Raw genomic sequence first — 19023 nt, 5'->3', positions numbered from 1 at the left:
TTCACCTATTTAAATCTACGTGTTAACTTCGCAAATATCTGATTCATCAATGCTAAAGCAGCGCTGACCATAGTCCATTCTTGCTGAATTGCGGAAGACTCTAACTGTAATGCGAGCTGTTGGTTTTGGTTAAAGGTTGTAAAATTCTGTTGGGTAGCTTCTAAACTCTGTAAGATCTGCTGCTCACCACCAGGAACAACACCGTTCTCACCACCTTCAATAACAAAACTTTCAAAAGCTGAGAGGAAACGTGGCCAACTGTCAGATTTTTTACCGTTAACCTTAATATCAAAGGCTTCATCAACCTCTTCAGGTTTTTCTACTGCAGTAACTTGCATATTGTTTAGGAAGATGTAAAGATTACCTAAATTACGCAATAAAGCGTCGAATTGGAATTCGTATCCCGAAATTGTCTGACGAAGCTCTCGTTTCTGAGAAGAGGTTAACTCGGCATCATTTTTGATACTTTCTAAGATTTTAGTAAGTTCGGTTTTTACTCTCCGACAACGTTCAACATCACTTCTACAACGCACTTTTTCCTTATCTAAAACACTCTGAGCTTTCCCCAGTGCATCAGTAAGAGCCTGTAAGTTCATCTGACGCAAATATATCGCTAAAGAATAATAGACATCTGCAGTTTGGAAATTTGTGACTTGAGTAATGATTTGATTCATGTACTTAGCAGCTTTATTAGAGAAAGTCATCTGTACCCCTAATGTCTCTAAAACGTGCTGCTGATTAGGTAAATATTTATCTAATAATAAAGAAGAATAAACCATTTGTATTGGAGAGGTATCCACAAACGTCTTTTTACCCTCTTTCATACTCTCGAAATAATTTAATTTCGTAGGATCCATGGAATCCTTTTGTCCCATCAATTTCGCTGATTCCTTAGTCCACTCATCAATTTGAGCCTGGATTTGCTTAATACCTTTATTCATCCCATCAATCACTTTCTGATAATCAGAGCGTGACATCACGGAGGTAGGATTCTTCGTCATCAATTCAACGCATTGTTGGAAAAATTCAGGGTTAAGATTGGTTGTACTCCCGTTGTAGAATAACTTTATACCTTCATATGTGTCTGCGGGATTAGCAGCAAATGTCTTTAAAGGTACATCTGCAACATTAAAATTACTATCACCTCGTTCATCCCAATACTTTAGTTCAACTCCAAGAACTTCTTTGTATGTATTCTGTTGAGTATTTGACTGTATGCCGTATTGGCCTGCACACACTAAATAGGAATATAATAAACTTAAAAAACTGGGTAAAGTAGCCTTGGTTCCCATCTTCAGACTACCCATAGCGTCTATGAAGGTAGTTACTCCAGCCTTAACTTCTACAGGCATAGTATCGGTTGCTCTACTTGAATACTTATCCATAAGCATGCGATACACTCCACCAAGCACTATGTATGTGCGTGTCATACCGCCTTGCATAGCGTTATAACCAGAACCATTTAAATTGGTTGCTGTTGAAGAGATATCCCAAACAGGATTGAGTAGATCTTTAAGAGAACTTGAGAACTGACGTATTAGCTCAATGACTTTATTCGCTTCATCAATATTTAATGAGCATTCAGCAAGTTGGATATTTAATTGTTCAGAAACAGGATAGGACAAAGAAATCATGGCATTATAAATTACCATCATGTTCTGCCAAAAGTTAATGACTTTGCTTTTTGGCGGAGCATCTTTCCCCTGCAGCTTTTCTATTGCTGCTACGAATTCTTTAGATAAAGCGTATAAAGAGTTATACTGCTCAGCAGAAGCATTCCCACCGTTAGTAAATGCTTGTTTCAAAGTATCTAATTTTACTTGAAACTCTTTAACCACAGTTTTTTCAGCCTCTGTAGGATCAAAAATCCCTCCCTGATCAACATCCTTTAGCCAATCTGCAAAACTCCTCTCAAGTCCTTCTATATAAAGTTTTGCCGCAGCAAGATTGGGATTTGCTAAAATCTCCGTAACTTTACTAGAATCATATTTAACAGGAGGAAGTGTGATTTTTTCTTCAGGGAAATTTTCGAAAAAAACATCTTCCACAAACTCTGAAGAAATTTGTGCTATGGGTAACTTAGCTTCTGCTTCTTGCAGTAAACCGAGTGCGTGTTTTAATCCTCTGGCCTTCTGATCTAATTCTTGAAAAAGAAACACAGAACTAGAAAACGGCGTTGTCATATCTACCTGATCACCAAGTAGTGCCGCCGTCACATTGCGATTAAAAGTAATGTATGAAGGTTGTACAGTCACCGTAATTTATCCAGAAGAGATTAATTATTTTCTAATTTTAAAATAAAAAAAATATTTCAAAAATAAAAAATAATTAACTTTAAAACTAAAACATAAATAACAAGTGACTTTGATTATTTAATTATTTTAATTCTCTTTCTATTCTGAATAATTCATCAGTGATTGTTTGAGGCAGTTCAGATCCAAAGATCTTACAATATTCACGAACATTGGCAACCTCTTTAAGCCATCCAGGAACGTCTACAGAGAGTAGATCCTGAAGAGCTTGTGAAGATAAATTAAGCCCTTCTAAGTTCAAAGAAGACTCTTCCGGCAAGTAACCAATAGGCGTTTTCTTAGCGATGGATTCTTCACCATTTGTTCTTCGGAAAATCCATTCTAAAACACGAAGGTTATCACTAAACCCTGGCCAAATGAAATTGCCATCTTTATCCTTACGGAACCAGTTCACACCATAGATCTTTGGTAATTTTAAACTTGTGTTAGAGGCAAAAGATAACCAATGATCAAAATAATGTGCCATATTGTAACCACAGAAAGGTAACATAGCAAAAGGATCATGTCGTAACTTACCCTGCTCACCAACAATAGCAGCAGTGATCGCTGAAGACATACTCGCACCAATGGTGACTCCGTGTTGCCAACTTAAAGCCTCATAAACCAAAGGTATAGTCTCAGAACGACGACCACCAAAAATAATCGCCTCTATCGGTACACCCTCAGGACTATTCCATTGAGGATCTAAAACAGGACACTGTCTTACAGGAGTAGTAAATCTAGAATTAGGATGCGCTGCAGGAGATCCTCCAGGATGCCAAGGCTTGCCATGCCAATCTATAAGACCCTCAGGAGGTTGACTCGTTAATCCTTCCCACCAAACGTCTCCATTGGGAGTTAAAGCAACATTAGTAAATATTGAATTAGATTTGCAAGTAGCTAAAGCATTGGGATTTGTAGTTGCTGATGTTCCTGGAGCAACACCAAAGAAACCAAATTCAGGATTCACAGCATACAACCTGCCATCAACACCAGGACGTATCCAAGCAATGTCATCACCAACACATTCAACTTCCCAACCAGGAATCTTAGGCATCAGCATAGCAAGGTTAGTTTTACCACAAGCGCTAGGGAAAGAAGCTGCAAAATACTTCTTCTGCCCTTGGGGATTAGTCACACCAATAATTAACATATGCTCGGCAAGCCAATCTTGTGAACGAGCTATATATGAAGCTAAACGCAATGCTACGCATTTCTTCCCAAGTAAAGCGTTCCCCCCATAACCACTACCAAACGACATCACACTACTATCATCTTGGAAATGTGCTATACGCATATGCTTAGGATTACAAGGCCAGGCAACATCTTTTTCACCTGGAGATAAAGGGACTCCTACACTGTGTAGACATTTATGGAAAGAACCTGATGTCCCTAGAGATTTTAATACTTCGGCTCCCATCCGTGTCATGATCTTCATAGAACAAACAACATATGGAGAATCGGTAATTTCAACACCAATAAGGGAAAATGGAGAATTTAACGGTCCCATACAAAAAGGAATCACATATAGAGTCCTTCCACGCATACAGCCTCGAAAAAGACCTTCTAATTCCTGACGCATTTCTTGAGGATCACGCCAATTATTGGTAGGACCTGCATCTTCTTTGTTTGTAGTGCAAATAAAAGTGAACTGCTCAACGCGAGCAACATCTTCAGGAGAAGAACGCACTAAAAAACAGTTAGGATGTAAATCAGAATTTAGAGGAATAGCTACTCCAGATTTTTGCATCATGCTGTAGATTTCAGCATATTCAGAATCAGAGCCATTACATATACGGATATCCTTGGGGGTTACTAATTCAGCAACTTCTTGGATCCATTGTTTTAAACCTTCATGCCGAATTTCATTACTCCACGTACTGGTCATACCATATTCCCTTTACGTTTTTTGAATTGATCTAAGTGTTCTAAAGCCTTCCCCGTTCCTAAACAAACAGCAAGTAAAGGATGCGGTGCAGTAATTACAGAAAGTCCCGTATTTTTACTTAAAGCCTTATCGAGACCTTTAATTAAAGCCCCACCACCAGCTAATACCATACCACGCTCAACTAAATCAGCAGAAAGCTCGGGAGGACATTTCTCTAAAGTTAAGCGGACACATTCGATAATTTGTTGGATAGGTTCTGCTAAACATTCACGAATTTCAACAGAATTTATCCTTTTTGTGATTGGTAATCCTGCTACCTGATCACGACCTCGAACTTCCATTTCAAGCTCATGATCTCCCAAAGGATATGCAGAACCAATAGTGATTTTTATTTCTTCAGCAGTACGTGGGCCAATCATAAGGTTGTAAGTACGACGCATATAATTGATAATACACTCATCAAACTCATCACCAGCAATACGTAAAGAACGTGATTCTACAATCCCTCCTAGAGAAATAATAGCAATCTCCGTAGTCCCACCACCAATATCAATAATCATACTAGCAGCAGGTTCGTGAACAGGAAGATCCACACCAATGGCAGCAGCCATAGGCTCTTCTATCAAGATCACTTCCTGAGCTCCAGCATGTAAGGCAGAGTCTTCAACAGCACGTTTTTCTACACCAGTAATCCCAGAAGGTACAGCAATTAAAATTCTTGGTCGGAACATACTGCGAGAAGGTGTTACACGCTTAATCAACGCTTTTAACATTCCCTCTGCTATTTCGAAATCTGCGATCACACCATCTTTCATAGGGCGAACCGCCATAATCTTCCGTGGAGTTTTCCCTAACATAGCCTTAGCTTTATGACCAACGGCAAGAACTGTATGCGTTTGAGCATCCACAGCAACTACAGAAGGCTCACTGAGAACAATACCCCGACCACGAACATAAACCAAAGTGTTCGCAGTTCCTAAATCGATACCAACGTTGCCAGAAAAAAAGTTGAAAACTTTATCAAAACGACCTAGAGTCTTGTTGTACAATCGATTAGAAAGATTTTTAATTTTAAATAAGCTTCGATGTGGGCTCATAGCATCATATCTGTAGCAATTCTAGCACTTCTTCCCAAGTCAACTTGGAAACGACTTCATCATCAGAGTTGATCACTTTCTTTACAAGGCTCTTTTTCCTGTTTTGAAGAGTTAGAATTTTTTCCTCAATGGTATTTAACGTAACTAGCTTATACGAAGACACCGAGCGATTCTGCCCTATACGATGTACCCGATCTGTAGCTTGATTTTCTACAGCAGGGTTCCACCACATATCATAGTGAATTACTGTATCTGCACCAACAAGGTTCAATCCTGTTCCTCCAGCTTTTAAAGAAATCAGGAAAACTAGAAGACCCGGATCTTCATTAAACTGGTTAACTATTTCCAATCTGTTCTTGGTGGAACCATCCAAATAAACAAAACGTACTCCACGAGCTTCTAAGTCTTTTTTAATGATGCTTAACATCTTGGTGTATTGACTGAAGAGAACTGTCTTATGTCCTGTCTCTACAAGAGAAGAAAGAAGATCCATAAGCAAATCATACTTTGCAGAATCACCTGGTTCAGGAACGTCTTTTGCAAAAATAGCTGGGTGACAACAAATCTGTTTTAAACGCGTAAGAGTCGCAAGAACATGAATGTGTATACGATCAAACCCTTCTTGTTTAACTAAACGAGAAAGCTCTTTTTTAGCTGAAGCAGCATAAGAATGGTATAGCTCTTTCTGAGAGTCTGTAAGATGACAATGATACAGAATTTCTGAGACAGGAGGTAAATCTTCTAATACGTCTTCTTTCATACGACGAAGAATGAACGGCGCCACCTTCTTCTTCAAAGCAACCATATTATCGGTCTTATTCCCCATATAGTTGCCTGTGCGGATATATTTACCAACGAAGCGATCGTAACTGCTTAATAAACCAGGCATTAAGAAGTCGAATAGACTCCATAATTCTTCTAGGGAATTTTCGATAGGAGTTCCTGTTAAAATCAACCTATGTCCCGAACGAATCATTTTTACAGATTTTGCATTACGCGTCGTACGGTTCTTAATATGATGAGCTTCGTCTAAAACTACATAGTCAAAGACAAACTCCTTATAAATATCGATATCCTTTTGCAATAGATTATAAGAAGTGATAGCAACATCATATTCCGATAAAGCAGCAAGCTGCCTACGTCTATGCGAAGGCACTCCGTCAACAATCATAGTCTTAAATTCTGGATTGAACTTACGAAATTCTTCTTTCCAGTTGTACACTAAAGATGTTGGACAAACGATCAAAGAACAACCCTTACCTTTTTCCAATCTACTTTGTGTAATTGCAATGATTGCCTGTAAAGTCTTTCCAAGACCCATATCATCGGCTAGAATACCATTGAGATGCATTTTTCGAAGACGTTCTAACCAATGAATACCTTCTGTTTGGTAACTACGTAATGTCGCCTGTATTTGTTTAGGGACATCTTGGAAATCAAAAGCAACTTCTCCACGAATTTGCTTTTGGATTTCAGCCAACTTATCAGTCATCGTAAAGTTGACTGGCAAATCTTTGAAAAGCTCAGGAGAAATACCTGTTAAGCTCCATAAAGGACACTTTTCTACAAAGTCATCCAAAACTTTAAAACCTATCTCATTAAAGATCTGAATAACTGGAGAGATTTTCTCTAAATCTAAAACTAAAATACATGGAAGTTTCGCAGAACCAGGGATCCTACCTCTTCGAGGAGTTTTTACATTACGTCCTTTCTTGGGCAACTCTAAGAAACGCTTTTTAGCGCTTATACAATCCCAAAGTAAATCTAGAGTAATTCCTTTCAACAAACCATTAACTTTAAGTTCTGCTTCATAAGTATTAACTTCAGCACTTTCTCTAAAGGAAAGATCAAAGATCGTTTCGTCATAGATAAATTGATCTGAAAGAGTCTCTGGACAGTTAAATGTTATTCTATGCTGGTTATTAGGAATAGTTTCCGTCATAAACTCAACAATTTTCTTTTCACTTTTTACATGAAAAGCCCCATCTCGTTCGTCATAGATGAAACCAGAAAAGACCTCTTCTATAATCTTACGCTCTTCAACAAGATTTCGCGCTAAGATTCCATCTTCACAAATAAATGCACGAACATCTTGATACTTCAAGGAAAACGAAGCAGCAGGGATCGTTAGAGAATCATAAATAAAATATAACTTAGCTTCTAATTCCCCATCTAAATAACTAATGTTACATTCACCACGAACATCCTCAACATAAGGAAGAGTGACAAAAGAATTTAAAACTTCAACATTAGAAATCTCTGCATATTCCTTAAACACAGGAAGAGCATTTTCTCGGAAGGAACCGAACAAAGCTTCTGGAATAGTAATGTCACGCAATCTTGAGAAAGAACGTAAATGCGCACGTCGAATTTGGGGAGCAAAGTGATGGTAAACATTATTATGAATAATACCAGGGACATTAGATTCTAAAAGAATCGCTTGTTCAGGTTGAAGAGTTTCATCATCCACAAGGATTAATGGCGTCATCAACAACGCCTTATAGGGTGTATCGAAGAAATCTAAATCAAATTTCATCTTGGCTGGAGAAACCGACCAACATAAAGGTTCCTCAAGATTTCCGCAAAACATTCCAGAAAAGCTTTCTCTTTCTCCAGATTGTCCTCCTCCACGATCTGCCATTTGATGTTCATACATCTTAGCTAAAATTACACCTAAAGATGTCAATGTAAGATAAGCAGATTTTAACAATTTTTCTTCAGGGGCTTGATTAGCATAACGAACATAGCGAATTAGCAAATCTATAAGTTTGCGATCAGAAGCATTGAAGGATTGCATTGTGAAAAAGAAACGACGCCCATTGAGGATGATGGGTTCTTGATACAAAACTCCTTCGAGAAAAGTTTTAATATTTGAAATATAAAATGGCTTAGAACGACCAGGAAGACGTAAAACTAGTTGGAATTCGACATGTTGATTTGGACGAAATACTTCATCATTAGAAGCAACAAATAAAACAGCGAGCTCCGCAGAATTTTTTTCTAAATATTCCTGAGGAAGGAAAAATGGATTTGCACTCAAGACATTCGCTGCGTGAACATATTCACTTAAGATTTCTTTTTGATGCGCGCGATCTTTTCTCTCTTCTTCTCTACTTGCAGCAACAACAAAAGTCTCTTGAAGTTCTTTCTTAACTTCTTCATTTATCTCTTGATTAGTCTCTAAGTTGGCTTCTTGAGAATAAGCCACTACCATTTCATTGAAATACTTCTCTAGATAAAACAGCAGCGCTACTATATGCTGGCAATCATAATTATAAGAACAATCACAGTTAGAATCTATAGTATCAGATTTCGATCGATCAACTTCTATCTCACATTCATATACGTTGTCATATAGGCCTCGAATCTGTGCTCCTATACACACCGACTCTCCATTCATTGACAGGATTTTCGCATTAATCACAGCTCCTTGGTCAAAAAGTTCCTTGCCATCTTGCAAAATGTTAGCTGTAAAATCCCTTCGTAATTTGCGAAAATTGAGCATTTCTCCTCTAAATTATAGAGTTCTGATTGAATCAGCTTACTTGTACCTGTTTACCCATGCTAAATCAATGAAAAATTTTATCAGGTCTTTTCTCTTGTATTTTAGCCTGTGTTTTTGCACTAACTATTACTACTGTAATTGACTAGTCGTTGATAAAAACTCGTCAAATATCTAGAATATCACTTTTCTTGCGGGTGTAGCTCAGTGGTAGAGCGCCACGTTGCCAACGTGAAGGTCGTGAGTTCAAGCCTCATCACCCGCTTTTCCTTCCAGAAAAGCTTCAAAAGGTAGTCTTGTGTCGCGAAATTTTTCTAACGAGCAATTTTCTATTAATTTAGAAGAACAGTCAGGATGCATTGTTTCCGCTGTAGTAAAAACTACGCCGCAACTCTTAGATAAACTTCATAAACAGGCTGTAAAGAAAATAAAGAAAGACATCGTCCTATCAGGATTCCGCAAAGGTAAAGCTCCTGATGAAATCATTGTTTCTCGTTATCCCAGCCAAGTCATAAAAGAATTAAATCAGTTATTGATTCAATCAGCCTACCAAGCTTTATCCACTGTGGGAGATCGGAGACCTCTTTCTCCACAAGCCATCAAATCTACGTCAGTAGCAAAAGCGGATCTAAAAGAAGGTGGTCAAGTAGATTTTACTTATGAAGCTTTCCCTGTAATTTCTGATATTTCCTGGGACAAACTATCTTTAGCAGCAGAAACTCCTATAAAGGGTATCACTGATGAAGACATGGGAAAGGGATTACTAAATATTTCCTATTTCTTTGCTACAAAAACTCCTGTAACTCGTTCTTCTCAAGAGGGTGATTTCATATCATTATCTCTTCATGTATCCAAACAAAATGAAGAGAGAACTCCTTCTGCAATCTTTGAAAATAAATATTTCAAACTTAGCGAAGAAGAAATGACTGACTCCTTTAAGGAGAAATTTTTAGGTATTTCTGCGGGTCATCGTGTGACTGAAATTATTGCTTCTCCGGATATCCAATCATTTCTCAACGGTGATGTTCTAACTTTCACTGTTAATGCAGTCATTGAAGTTGTTGCTCCAGAGCTTGATGATGAAAAAGCTCGTCAACTACAAGCTGAATCTTTAGAAGATCTAAAGAAAAAGCTACGTGTTCAATTAGAAAATCAAGCAAAAGACAAGCAACACCAACAACGTTTCACTGAGGCAGAAAATGCCTTAGCAAACATTATAGATTTCGACCTTCCAACATCTATGTTAGAAGACCGTTTAGCTATGCTAACAAGAGAAAAATTACTCAATGCTCGTTTGATTCAATATTGTTCTGATGAAGAACTAGAAGATAAAAAATCAGATTTATTAAAAGAAGCAGAAGCAGAAGCTAAAAAAACTTTAAAACTATTTTTCTTGGCAAATAAGATTTTTACAGATGAAAAGCTTGTGATTAGCCGTGAAGAGCTTCAATATATGATGGATATATGTTCTAGAGAGCGTTACGGCATGCAACCTCCTCGAGATATATCTAACGAAGCTTTGCAAGAACTAGTGATGGCAGCTCGCGATCGTCTAACTTACCATAAAGCCATGGAAGCAGTTCTATCCAAAGCAAAAGAATTAGCGACAGCACCCTCTGCGTAATATAGCTAGAGGAAAACACTTGACCCAAGAAAGTCTTAAACATAGAATTCAACATTTTAATGCGTAGGCTTGTTTCCAAGCAAAAACAGCATAAAAAAATGGATTATGTGTATTGTTGGAATTGCTTTTGCGCATCTTATGTGTATATGCGGGAAAGAAACTATTTTGAGAGGAAATGCAAATGACATTGGTGCCTTATGTGGTCGAGGATACAGGTCGTGGCGAACGCGCCATGGATATTTACTCGCGTCTTTTAAAAGATCGCATTGTAATGATTGGCCAAGAAATTACAGAACCCCTCGCTAATACTGTCATAGCCCAATTGCTTTTCCTTATGTCCGAAGATCCTAAAAAGGATATTAAAGTTTTCATTAACTCTCCTGGCGGATATATCACAGCTGGATTAGCTATCTACGATACTATTCGTTTCCTAGGTTGCGATGTAAATACTTATTGCATAGGTCAAGCGGCTTCTATGGGAGCCTTATTACTTTCTGCAGGTACTAAAGGCAAGCGTTATGCTTTACCTCATAGTCGGATGATGATTCACCAACCTTCGGGAGGGATTATAGGAACGTCCGCAGATATCCAATTGCAAGCTGCAGAAATTTTAACATTGAAAAAACATCTCGCAAACATTCTTTCCGAGTGTACAGGACAACCTGTAGAAAAAATCATAGAAGATTCTGAAAGAGACTTCTTTATGGGAGCTGAGGATGCTATCGCCTATGGTCTAATTGATAAAGTAGTCTCTTCAGCAAAAGACACGAAAGATAAGGATACTATCTCCTAGAGAGTTATTATGAACAAAAAAAATCTCACTATTTGCTCTTTTTGTGGGCGTTCTGAAAAAGATGTAGAAAAACTTATAGCAGGTCCTTCTGTCTATATTTGTGATTACTGCATTAAGTTATGCTCAGGGATTTTAGATAAAAAACCTACTTCTACGCCGTCATCAGGGCCAACTACAGAAGCTACGCCTCAGCATCCAGATCTTCAAGTTCTTACTCCAAAAGAGATAAAAAAACATATTGATAAATATGTTGTAGGCCAAGAAAGAGCAAAAAAAACCATAGCTGTAGCGGTATACAATCACTACAAACGCATACGTGCTTTATTAAATAATAAACACGTAAGCTATGGAAAATCTAATGTCTTACTCTTAGGCCCCACAGGATCAGGGAAAACCCTCATTGCTAAAACCTTAGCAAAAATCTTAGATGTACCGTTTACAATCGCCGATGCAACAACTCTCACAGAAGCTGGCTATGTCGGTGAAGACGTAGAAAATATCGTTTTAAGGTTATTACAAGCTGCTGATTATGATGTTGCCAGAGCAGAGCGTGGGATTATCTATATCGATGAAATCGATAAGATTGGTAGAACTACAGCAAACGTTTCCATTACTCGCGATGTTTCCGGTGAAGGCGTTCAACAAGCTCTATTAAAAATTATAGAAGGCACTACAGCAAACGTCCCTCCTAAAGGAGGACGTAAGCACCCTAATCAAGAATATATCCGTGTAAATACTGAAAATATTCTTTTCATTGTTGGTGGTGCTTTTGTTAATTTAGATAAGATTATTGCCAAACGTTTAGGAAAAACTACGATCGGATTTTCTGATGATCTAGGAGATTTCTCTCAAGAGGATCGTGATCACCTACTTACTAAAGTAGAAACAGAAGATCTTATTGCCTTTGGTATGATCCCTGAATTCGTTGGTCGATTCAACTGTATTGTTAACTGCGAAGAACTCTCTTTAGATGAACTCGTTGCTATTCTTACCGAACCTACAAATGCAATTGTGAAACAATATATCGAGCTATTTTCAGAAGAAAATGTGAAGTTGATATTCGAAAAAGAAGCCTTATATGCTATAGCGAAAAAAGCTAAGCTGGCAAAAACTGGCGCCCGTGCTTTAGGTATGATCTTGGAAAATCTACTCAGAGATTTGATGTTTGAGATTCCTTCCGATCCTACGGTAGAAGCCATAAGAATTCAAGAAGACACAATCTTAGAGAATAAAACACCAGTGATTATCAGAAGAGCTCCAGAAGCTATAGCTTAAATTTCTTCTCTTCTTTATTTAGGGATGTAATGACGACGATCGCCCTAGAAGCTGCAAAAAAAATTCTCCTAAAATTGCGTAACGCAGGTTACCAGGCATATTTTGTTGGTGGTTGTGTGCGTGATATGCTCATGGGGAAACCCATAGAAGAGATAGATATTGCGACCAGCGCTCCCCCAGTCATTGTCTCTACTATCTTTACCGACACTTTAGCATTAGGCGCGGCTTTCGGCATCATCGTCGTTAAAGAAGACAACCGTCTATTTGAAGTAGCCACATTCCGTAGTGATGAAAATTATGAGGACGGACGCCACCCCGAACGTGTTGTATTCTCATCAATGAAAGAAGATGCCTTACGTCGAGACTTTACAATAAATGGGATGTATTACGATCCCTTCGAAGAAAAACTCTTTGATCTTGTTGAAGGAAGAAGAGATCTTGAAAAACGTGTAGTGCGTGCTATTGGTCATCCTAAACTACGTTTTGCCGAGGATAAACTTCGTATACTACGTGCCATACGTTTCAGCTCTTCATTAGGCTTTGCCTTAGATCCTGCTACAGAACGTGCTGTTATTAAGGAAGCACCTACTCTAGTAAATTCCGTATCTCCGGAAAGGATCTGGCAAGAATTAAGAAAAATGCTAAAAAATCATCCCTACGAAGCTCTATCTTTATTGATAAAACTGAAAATTATTACCGTGATTTTCCCGGAACTTCGTGACGTTCCTCCAAGCCTACTGCGGATAAATAGTGAATTTGCCAAAAGACTCAATCCCCTGGATTTCCCAGAGATCTGCTTCCTACTTCCCCTATTTCAAGGAGTTAGTGAAGAGGCTGCTTGCGTAGCTTTCACTCGTCTACGGGTATCAAATAAAGATTTAAAACTAATACAACTCTGGTATCAAGCTCTTCCACAATTCCAAAATATCAATAATAACCGTGTTTTCTGGGCACATTTTTTAGCTTCACCAACAGCGCATCTATTCTTATCTTTATTTTCAGCAATCCAAAAGGACCCTTCCAAACAGCAACATTTTATTGCTCGTGTTCAAGAATTAGAAACGCGTCTAGAACAATTTATTATAAGAATCAAAACTTCTTCACCCCTAGTTTCTGCTCCAGATCTCATTTCTAGAGGGATTGCACCAGGTCGGCTACTTGGAGATCTTTTACGGGAAGCTGAAATACTTTCTATAGAAAATGAGTGTCACGATAAAGAAAAAATTTTATTGCTTCTGAAGGAAAAAGGCTTCTGGAAGTAAGATTTATCTTAAAATAAACTTTTCCCTTAAACACTCCATCGATTTTATTTCTTTAGATTTAATTTTTTAGCTTTTATCATTTTCTTTGTAATTATTCAAAACTGAGATTAATTGGCTTATCATGCTACGGATTGCTATCTTAGGAAGACCCAATGTAGGAAAATCCTCCCTTTTCAATCGTATGTGTAAGCGATCTTTGGCTATTGTCAACTCCCAAGAAGGAACTACACGAGATCGCTTATACGGAGAGATACGTGGATGGAGTATCCCTGTACAAGTAATTGATACCGGGGGAGTCGATAAGGATTCTGAAGATCACTTCCAAAAGCACATCTATAAGCAAGCTTTAGCGGGTGCTAATGAAGCGGATATCTTACTTCTTGTTGTTGATATTCGCTGCGGAATTACAGAGCAAGATGCCGAGCTTGCTAAACTACTTCTCCCTTTAAAAAAGCCTCTTATCCTTGTCGCAAATAAAGCAGACACCTTCAAAGACGAACACCGTATTCACGAATTATATAAAATAGGAATCTCCGAGATTCTCACTGTATCAGCAAGTCACGATAAACATATTGATAAGCTTTTAGAGAGAATTAAAACTCTCAGCAATGTTCCCGAAATTGTTGAAGAGTGTTTGGAAGAAGAAGTTGAGGAAGAGACCGTTCCCTCAACAGAAACATTATCCGAAGAATTCCTTTCGGATTATGAAGAGGAAGAAATTCCCTTTCCCACATCTCCAGCGACAGATAAACCTTTAAAAATTGCTCTTATTGGTCGTCCTAATGTAGGAAAATCTTCCATCATTAACGGATTATTAAATGAAGAGCGCTGCATTATCGATAACATCCCGGGAACAACTCGCGATAACGTTGATATTCTATATTCTCATAACGACCGTTCATATCTATTTATAGATACTGCTGGTCTGAGAAAAATGAAAAGTGTAAAAAACTCTATAGAATGGATATCTTCGTCTAGAACAGAAAAAGCTATAGCACGCGCAGATATTTGTTTATTAGTTATTGATGCCCTGCATCATCTATCTTCTTACGATAAACGCATCCTTTCTTTGATATCTAAACATAAGAAACCTCATATCATCCTCGTTAACAAATGGGATTTGATTGAGGGCGTGCGTATGGAGCACTATATTCGTGATTTACGTGCTACTGATGTTTATATTGGTCAGTCTAGGATCCTTTGTATATCTGCAGCAACAAAACGTAATCTACGCCATATCTTTTCATCTATTGATGAACTCTATGAAACTGTATCTAATAAAGTTCCCACACCTGTTGTTAATAAGACACTCGCCTCAGCTCTACAAAGACATCATCCTCAAGTAATTAATGGAAGAAGACTGCGTGTATACTACGCCATTCATAAAACAGCATCACCTTTCCAGTTCTTATTATTCATTAATGCAAAATCATTATTAACTAAACATTACGAGTGTTATTTAAAAAATACTTTAAAATCATCTTTTAATTTATATGGGATACCTTTTGATTTAGAATTCAAAGAAAAAACGAAAAGAACAAATTAATTTGTTTAAAAAATGAAATATTATTATTACAAAAATAATAATAACAAATTAATTATTTCTTGGAGACTTTAACCATGAACCATGATCATTATGATGCATCAGAAGCTGATTACCACCATTCACTCGACGAGCTTCTCTACCATTCAGAAGAAGCCTTCTCTTTAGATAAATACCAAGAAACTGGTGTTTACGTTGAAGAAGAGAAGGAGAATGGTGATCTCCTTATAGTTCTTGGAGAATCTATCCTTAAAGGCGTTATACGCCAATTCTATATCAGTGATGATAACCACGCCTATACGCGTAGTTGTCTAACTGGAGACTGGGAATTATGGTTTAATATCCCTCCAAAAACCATCGAAAGTAAGACTTACGACTTCAACTCTTTGCTAGAATCTGACTTCCTTCTTACCACAAATGTAGAAGCATTTGTAAATGCTCCTCAAGACTTTCCTAAAGGATCAGAATCATTAAATAATATTATCATCTGCATGGCAACACGCAATCGTGATCATCACGTACAATTTCTGATTGGAGATAATCATAGAACATTTTGGATACGCCACCATGATGCAAATGCATGGTCTGAGTGGTCCACGTTTATTTAAAATTAAGAATTAGAAAGGGAAAAGGCTGGAAGCTAGCCCAGCCCACGAACTATTTTTATTCGTCTTCAGAATCACTTATAACTGTTAATTCCATAGGACCAAAGTTCTCATCATTTTGGAATGATGTAGCAACAACAGGAATCACGTTCTGAGGCCGTTGCTCCCTAGTCATGGTCAATTCTAGACGGAATAAATGCTTCACAATCGCAATACGAATATCCCGGATAAGACTTTCAAATAATAAGAATGATTCGTGTTTAAATTCGAGTAGAGGATCTTTCTGACCCACAGTACGTAAGCCTACTTCACTGCGTAGTAAATCCATATCTACAAGATGAATTTTCCACTGCTCATCGACATGCATAATCATTACTGAACGTATGATATCTTTACAGATTCCGTTAGCATCGACATCATCTCCAGCAGCCGCAATAATTTCTTCTACCATCGAAGAAAACTTATTCTGGAAAACCTCTACGAGATCATCGGCAACTTTTTCTGCAATAGCATCTAGAGTATTTAATTTTCTTAGTTCCTCGACATTTAACTTTAGAGGGAAAGAATAATTCATCCATTCTTCCAGTTTAGGAAGAGATTGCCCTGTAGGATGATTATGACTCGTAATTAACGAAGCTATCATTAACGCTACATGATATATCGCTTCCTTAGCTAGAGTAAAAATATCTTCAGAGCATATGACTTCATTACGAAAAGCATAGATGGTTTGTCTTTGCTTATTCATAACATCATCATACTCAAGAGTATGTTTACGAATCGTATAATTTCTAGCTTCAACTCGCTTTTGAGCAGTTTCGATTAGCTTGTTAAACATAGGATCTGACATAGCCTCTCCTTCAGGAGGACGGAAATGTCGAATCAAAGCATTTAACTTAGGAGATGCGAATAAACGCATTAAACGATCTTCAAAAGATAAGAAGAATTTAGCAGCACCGGGATCTCCCAAACGTGCACAACGTCCGCGTAACTGCCTATCGATACGTCGAGACTGATGGCGACTAGTGCCAATGACATGAAGACCACCAACAACTACAGCTTCTTGATCCAATTTAATGTCTGTACCACGACCTGCCATATTTGTAGCTACAGTAACAGCTCCTAATTTCCCAGCTGCGGCAATAATCTCTGCTTCTTGAGCATGATTTTTGGCATTTAAAACTGTATGTGCTATACGATTTTGTTTCAAAATACGAGAAAGTTTCTCAGAAACCTCAACAGATTCAGTACCTATGAGAATAGGGTTACCATCTTTATGTATACGGGCAATTTCATTAACAATTGCGTGATATTTTTCACGCTCTGTCATGTAAAATTCATCATTATGATCTACACGTAAACATGTTTTAAATGTAGGAACCTGCAACACATATAGATTATAAATTTCTTTAAATTCTTTAGATTCAGTGATTGCTGTTCCCGTCATACCTGCAAGTTTTTCATACAGACGGAAGAAATTTTGCAAAGTTACAGTAGCAAAAGTTTGTGATTCCTTACGAATAGTCACATGTTCTTTTGCTTCTATTGCCTGATGTAGACCTTCAGAAAAACGACGACCTGGCTGTGGACGACCTGTATGCTCATCAATAATCACAATTTGATCATTACGAACAATGTAGTCCACATCACGTTCCATAAGAAGATGTGCTCTCAAAAGTTGCCGCAAACCATGAGCACGTGCTTTTCTTTGAGTATCTTCTTCGGAAACAGCTATTTTTCTATTGATTTTATCTGTTGGAGAAAGCGTCTCATCACTATCTATGAGGGCATATTCATGTCCCATATCCATCATGACGAAATCTTCAGCAGAGCCTCCGGCCTTATCAACCCACTGTTGCATACCGCGGTCTGTCAATTCAAAATCATTATTATGTTCATCAACGATGATATAAAGTTGAGATAACTTTTCGATACTCTCTTCTTTATTTTGCTCAGCGTGGTAATAAGTATCCCACTTATCAATCATTGCTCGCAAATCAGGGTGTTCACGTACTCTGCGCAAAACACGATTTAAAGGCATACCCTTACTAACCAACCATAAACTACGGCAAAATTCAGAGATACCTTCGATAACTTTTTTATCCTTGGGGAGGATATCCATGTCTAAGAAAAGCTCTAATCCACGTCTAGCGTCAAGAGCTACCTGATTGCATAGTTCCCTTTGCAATTGGACTAATTCAGCAACCTTATCTTTAAGCTCGAAATAAACAGGATTGTGCTTCTCCCCAGGTCCAGAAATAATTAGAGGAGTTCTGGCTTCATCAATTAAAATTGAGTCTACTTCATCTATGATAGCAAAATAAAATCCTCGTCCGACCTGCTCATCAACAGAAGTCGCTATAGAGTTATCTCTAAGATAATCAAAACCAAACTCTGATGCTGTGCCATAGACAACATCACAACGATAGATCGCTTTTCGTTTTTCTAACGGGGATCCCGATACTAACACTCCAGTAGTTAAACCTAACCAACGTAGTATAGAACCGACCCACTCACAATCTCTTTGAGCAAGATAATCGTTCACTGTAACCAAATGGACAGGCTTGCCTGTTAAGGCATTCAAATACAGGGGCATAACCGCAGTAAGAGTTTTTCCCTCTCCTGTCTGCATCTCAGTAATAAAGCCTTTGTGCATAGCTATAGCACCAAGGACCTGCACATCATAGGGGACCATGTCCCAATTTTGATGATAACCGGAAACTTCTACAGGAGTTCCCGTTAAACGCCTACATACGTTTTTAATAACGGCATAAGCTTCAGGAAGCATATCATCTAAGGATTCGCCTTCCTGATAACGCTTTTTTAACTCTACTGTTTTATTGCGCAACTCCTCGTCGGATAAAGGAGCAAGCATCTCATCATAGAGATTTACTTTATCCACAAGTTTTTGAAATTTTTTTAAGGTACGCTCTTGAGAAGATCCAAAGAAACGTTTAAGAAAATCTAACATACGTCGCTTAATTCAATATAATTGCTTGGAAATAATCTATTAATTCCTACGAAAACTCATCTGTCAATACCATACTCGATTCTGGTGAATAAAAGGAACAAAAGTTCCCTCGCTTATATTCTTCTTCCTCCTGAACGAGAGACAAAAAACTTTTGTCACAAAGATAGAGAGATGA

General features: G+C 37.9%; 11 protein-coding genes and 1 tRNA gene. 7 read left to right on the top strand and 5 right to left on the bottom strand.

All coding sequences use genetic code 11. The features are described from left to right. Positions 1–5: 5 nt before the first annotated feature. The 4 genes from O1W69_RS02040 to O1W69_RS02025 all read right to left on the bottom strand — a co-directional run bounded on the left by O1W69_RS02040 (position 6) and on the right by O1W69_RS02025 (position 8781). Positions 6–2255 carry a CT620/CT621 family type III secretion system effector gene (locus O1W69_RS02040; protein WP_375793857.1) on the bottom strand — a complete coding sequence of 750 codons (2250 nt, stop codon included), beginning with the start codon at positions 2253–2255 and terminating at the stop codon, positions 6–8. 121 nt (positions 2256–2376) lie between these two features. Next, positions 2377–4179, bottom strand: coding sequence for a phosphoenolpyruvate carboxykinase (GTP) (locus tag O1W69_RS02035; RefSeq protein WP_375793856.1), 1803 nt, complete (start codon positions 4177–4179; stop codon positions 2377–2379). After that, positions 4176–5276, bottom strand: coding sequence for a rod shape-determining protein (locus tag O1W69_RS02030; protein ID WP_006343575.1), 1101 nt, complete (start codon positions 5274–5276; stop codon positions 4176–4178). Before O1W69_RS02030 ends, O1W69_RS02035 begins: the two co-directional genes overlap by 4 nt. 4 nt (positions 5277–5280) lie before the next feature. Further along, a complete protein-coding gene (locus O1W69_RS02025; protein ID WP_375793855.1) occupies positions 5281–8781 on the bottom strand; it encodes an SNF2-related protein in 3501 nt (1166 codons plus the stop codon). A 190-nt stretch (positions 8782–8971) separates the two neighbouring features. Here O1W69_RS02025 and O1W69_RS02020 point away from each other — a divergent pair. The 7 genes from O1W69_RS02020 to O1W69_RS01990 all read left to right on the top strand — a co-directional run bounded on the left by O1W69_RS02020 (position 8972) and on the right by O1W69_RS01990 (position 15883). Continuing rightward, positions 8972–9043, top strand: a tRNA-Gly gene (locus tag O1W69_RS02020). Between the two features lie 33 nt (positions 9044–9076). Continuing rightward, positions 9077–10402, top strand: coding sequence for a trigger factor (tig, locus tag O1W69_RS02015; RefSeq protein WP_375793854.1), 1326 nt, complete (start codon positions 9077–9079; stop codon positions 10400–10402). Between the two features lie 181 nt (positions 10403–10583). Continuing rightward, positions 10584–11195, top strand: coding sequence for an ATP-dependent Clp protease proteolytic subunit (locus tag O1W69_RS02010; RefSeq protein WP_375793853.1), 612 nt, complete (start codon positions 10584–10586; stop codon positions 11193–11195). A gap of 9 nt (positions 11196–11204) precedes the next feature. Next, the gene (gene clpX / locus O1W69_RS02005) at positions 11205–12470 is read left to right on the top strand and encodes an ATP-dependent Clp protease ATP-binding subunit ClpX (protein ID WP_375793852.1); all 1266 of its coding nucleotides are present in this window, start codon (positions 11205–11207) and stop codon (positions 12468–12470) included. A 29-nt stretch (positions 12471–12499) separates the two neighbouring features. Beyond that, positions 12500–13732: a CCA tRNA nucleotidyltransferase gene (locus O1W69_RS02000; protein WP_375793851.1), complete on the top strand. Its 1233-nt coding sequence runs from the start codon at positions 12500–12502 to the stop codon at positions 13730–13732. Positions 13733–13853: 121 nt separating this feature from the next. Further along, a complete protein-coding gene (gene der, locus O1W69_RS01995) occupies positions 13854–15278 on the top strand; it encodes a ribosome biogenesis GTPase Der (protein ID WP_375793850.1) in 1425 nt (474 codons plus the stop codon). Between the two features lie 74 nt (positions 15279–15352). Continuing rightward, a complete protein-coding gene (locus tag O1W69_RS01990) occupies positions 15353–15883 on the top strand; it encodes a hypothetical protein (RefSeq protein WP_375793849.1) in 531 nt (176 codons plus the stop codon). Between the two features lie 55 nt (positions 15884–15938). Here O1W69_RS01990 and secA read toward each other — a convergent pair whose 3' ends face one another. Continuing rightward, entirely contained in the window at positions 15939–18848 is a 2910-nt protein-coding gene (secA, locus tag O1W69_RS01985) for a preprotein translocase subunit SecA (RefSeq protein WP_375793848.1), read from the bottom strand. Between the last annotated feature and the right edge of the window lie 175 nt (positions 18849–19023).

Source organism: Chlamydia sp. 12-01 (assembly GCF_042234205.1).
In the GTDB taxonomy this organism is placed as follows: domain Bacteria; phylum Chlamydiota; class Chlamydiia; order Chlamydiales; family Chlamydiaceae; genus Chlamydia.
The sequence above is the reverse complement of the archived record's forward strand: the minus strand, read 5'-3'. Positions and strand labels throughout refer to the sequence as shown.

Coding starts and splice junctions, on each gene's coding strand:
- O1W69_RS02035 (WP_375793856.1), bottom strand. CDS start 4,179: ATGACCAGTACGTGGAGTAATGAAATTCGGCATGAAGGTTTAAAACAA.
- O1W69_RS02030 (WP_006343575.1), bottom strand. CDS start 5,276: ATGAGCCCACATCGAAGCTTATTTAAAATTAAAAATCTTTCTAATCGA.
- O1W69_RS02025 (WP_375793855.1), bottom strand. CDS start 8,781: ATGCTCAATTTTCGCAAATTACGAAGGGATTTTACAGCTAACATTTTG.
- O1W69_RS02010 (WP_375793853.1), top strand. CDS start 10,584: ATGACATTGGTGCCTTATGTGGTCGAGGATACAGGTCGTGGCGAACGC.
- clpX (WP_375793852.1), top strand. CDS start 11,205: ATGAACAAAAAAAATCTCACTATTTGCTCTTTTTGTGGGCGTTCTGAA.
- O1W69_RS02000 (WP_375793851.1), top strand. CDS start 12,500: ATGACGACGATCGCCCTAGAAGCTGCAAAAAAAATTCTCCTAAAATTG.
- der (WP_375793850.1), top strand. CDS start 13,854: ATGCTACGGATTGCTATCTTAGGAAGACCCAATGTAGGAAAATCCTCC.
- O1W69_RS01990 (WP_375793849.1), top strand. CDS start 15,353: ATGAACCATGATCATTATGATGCATCAGAAGCTGATTACCACCATTCA.
- secA (WP_375793848.1), bottom strand. CDS start 18,848: ATGTTAGATTTTCTTAAACGTTTCTTTGGATCTTCTCAAGAGCGTACC.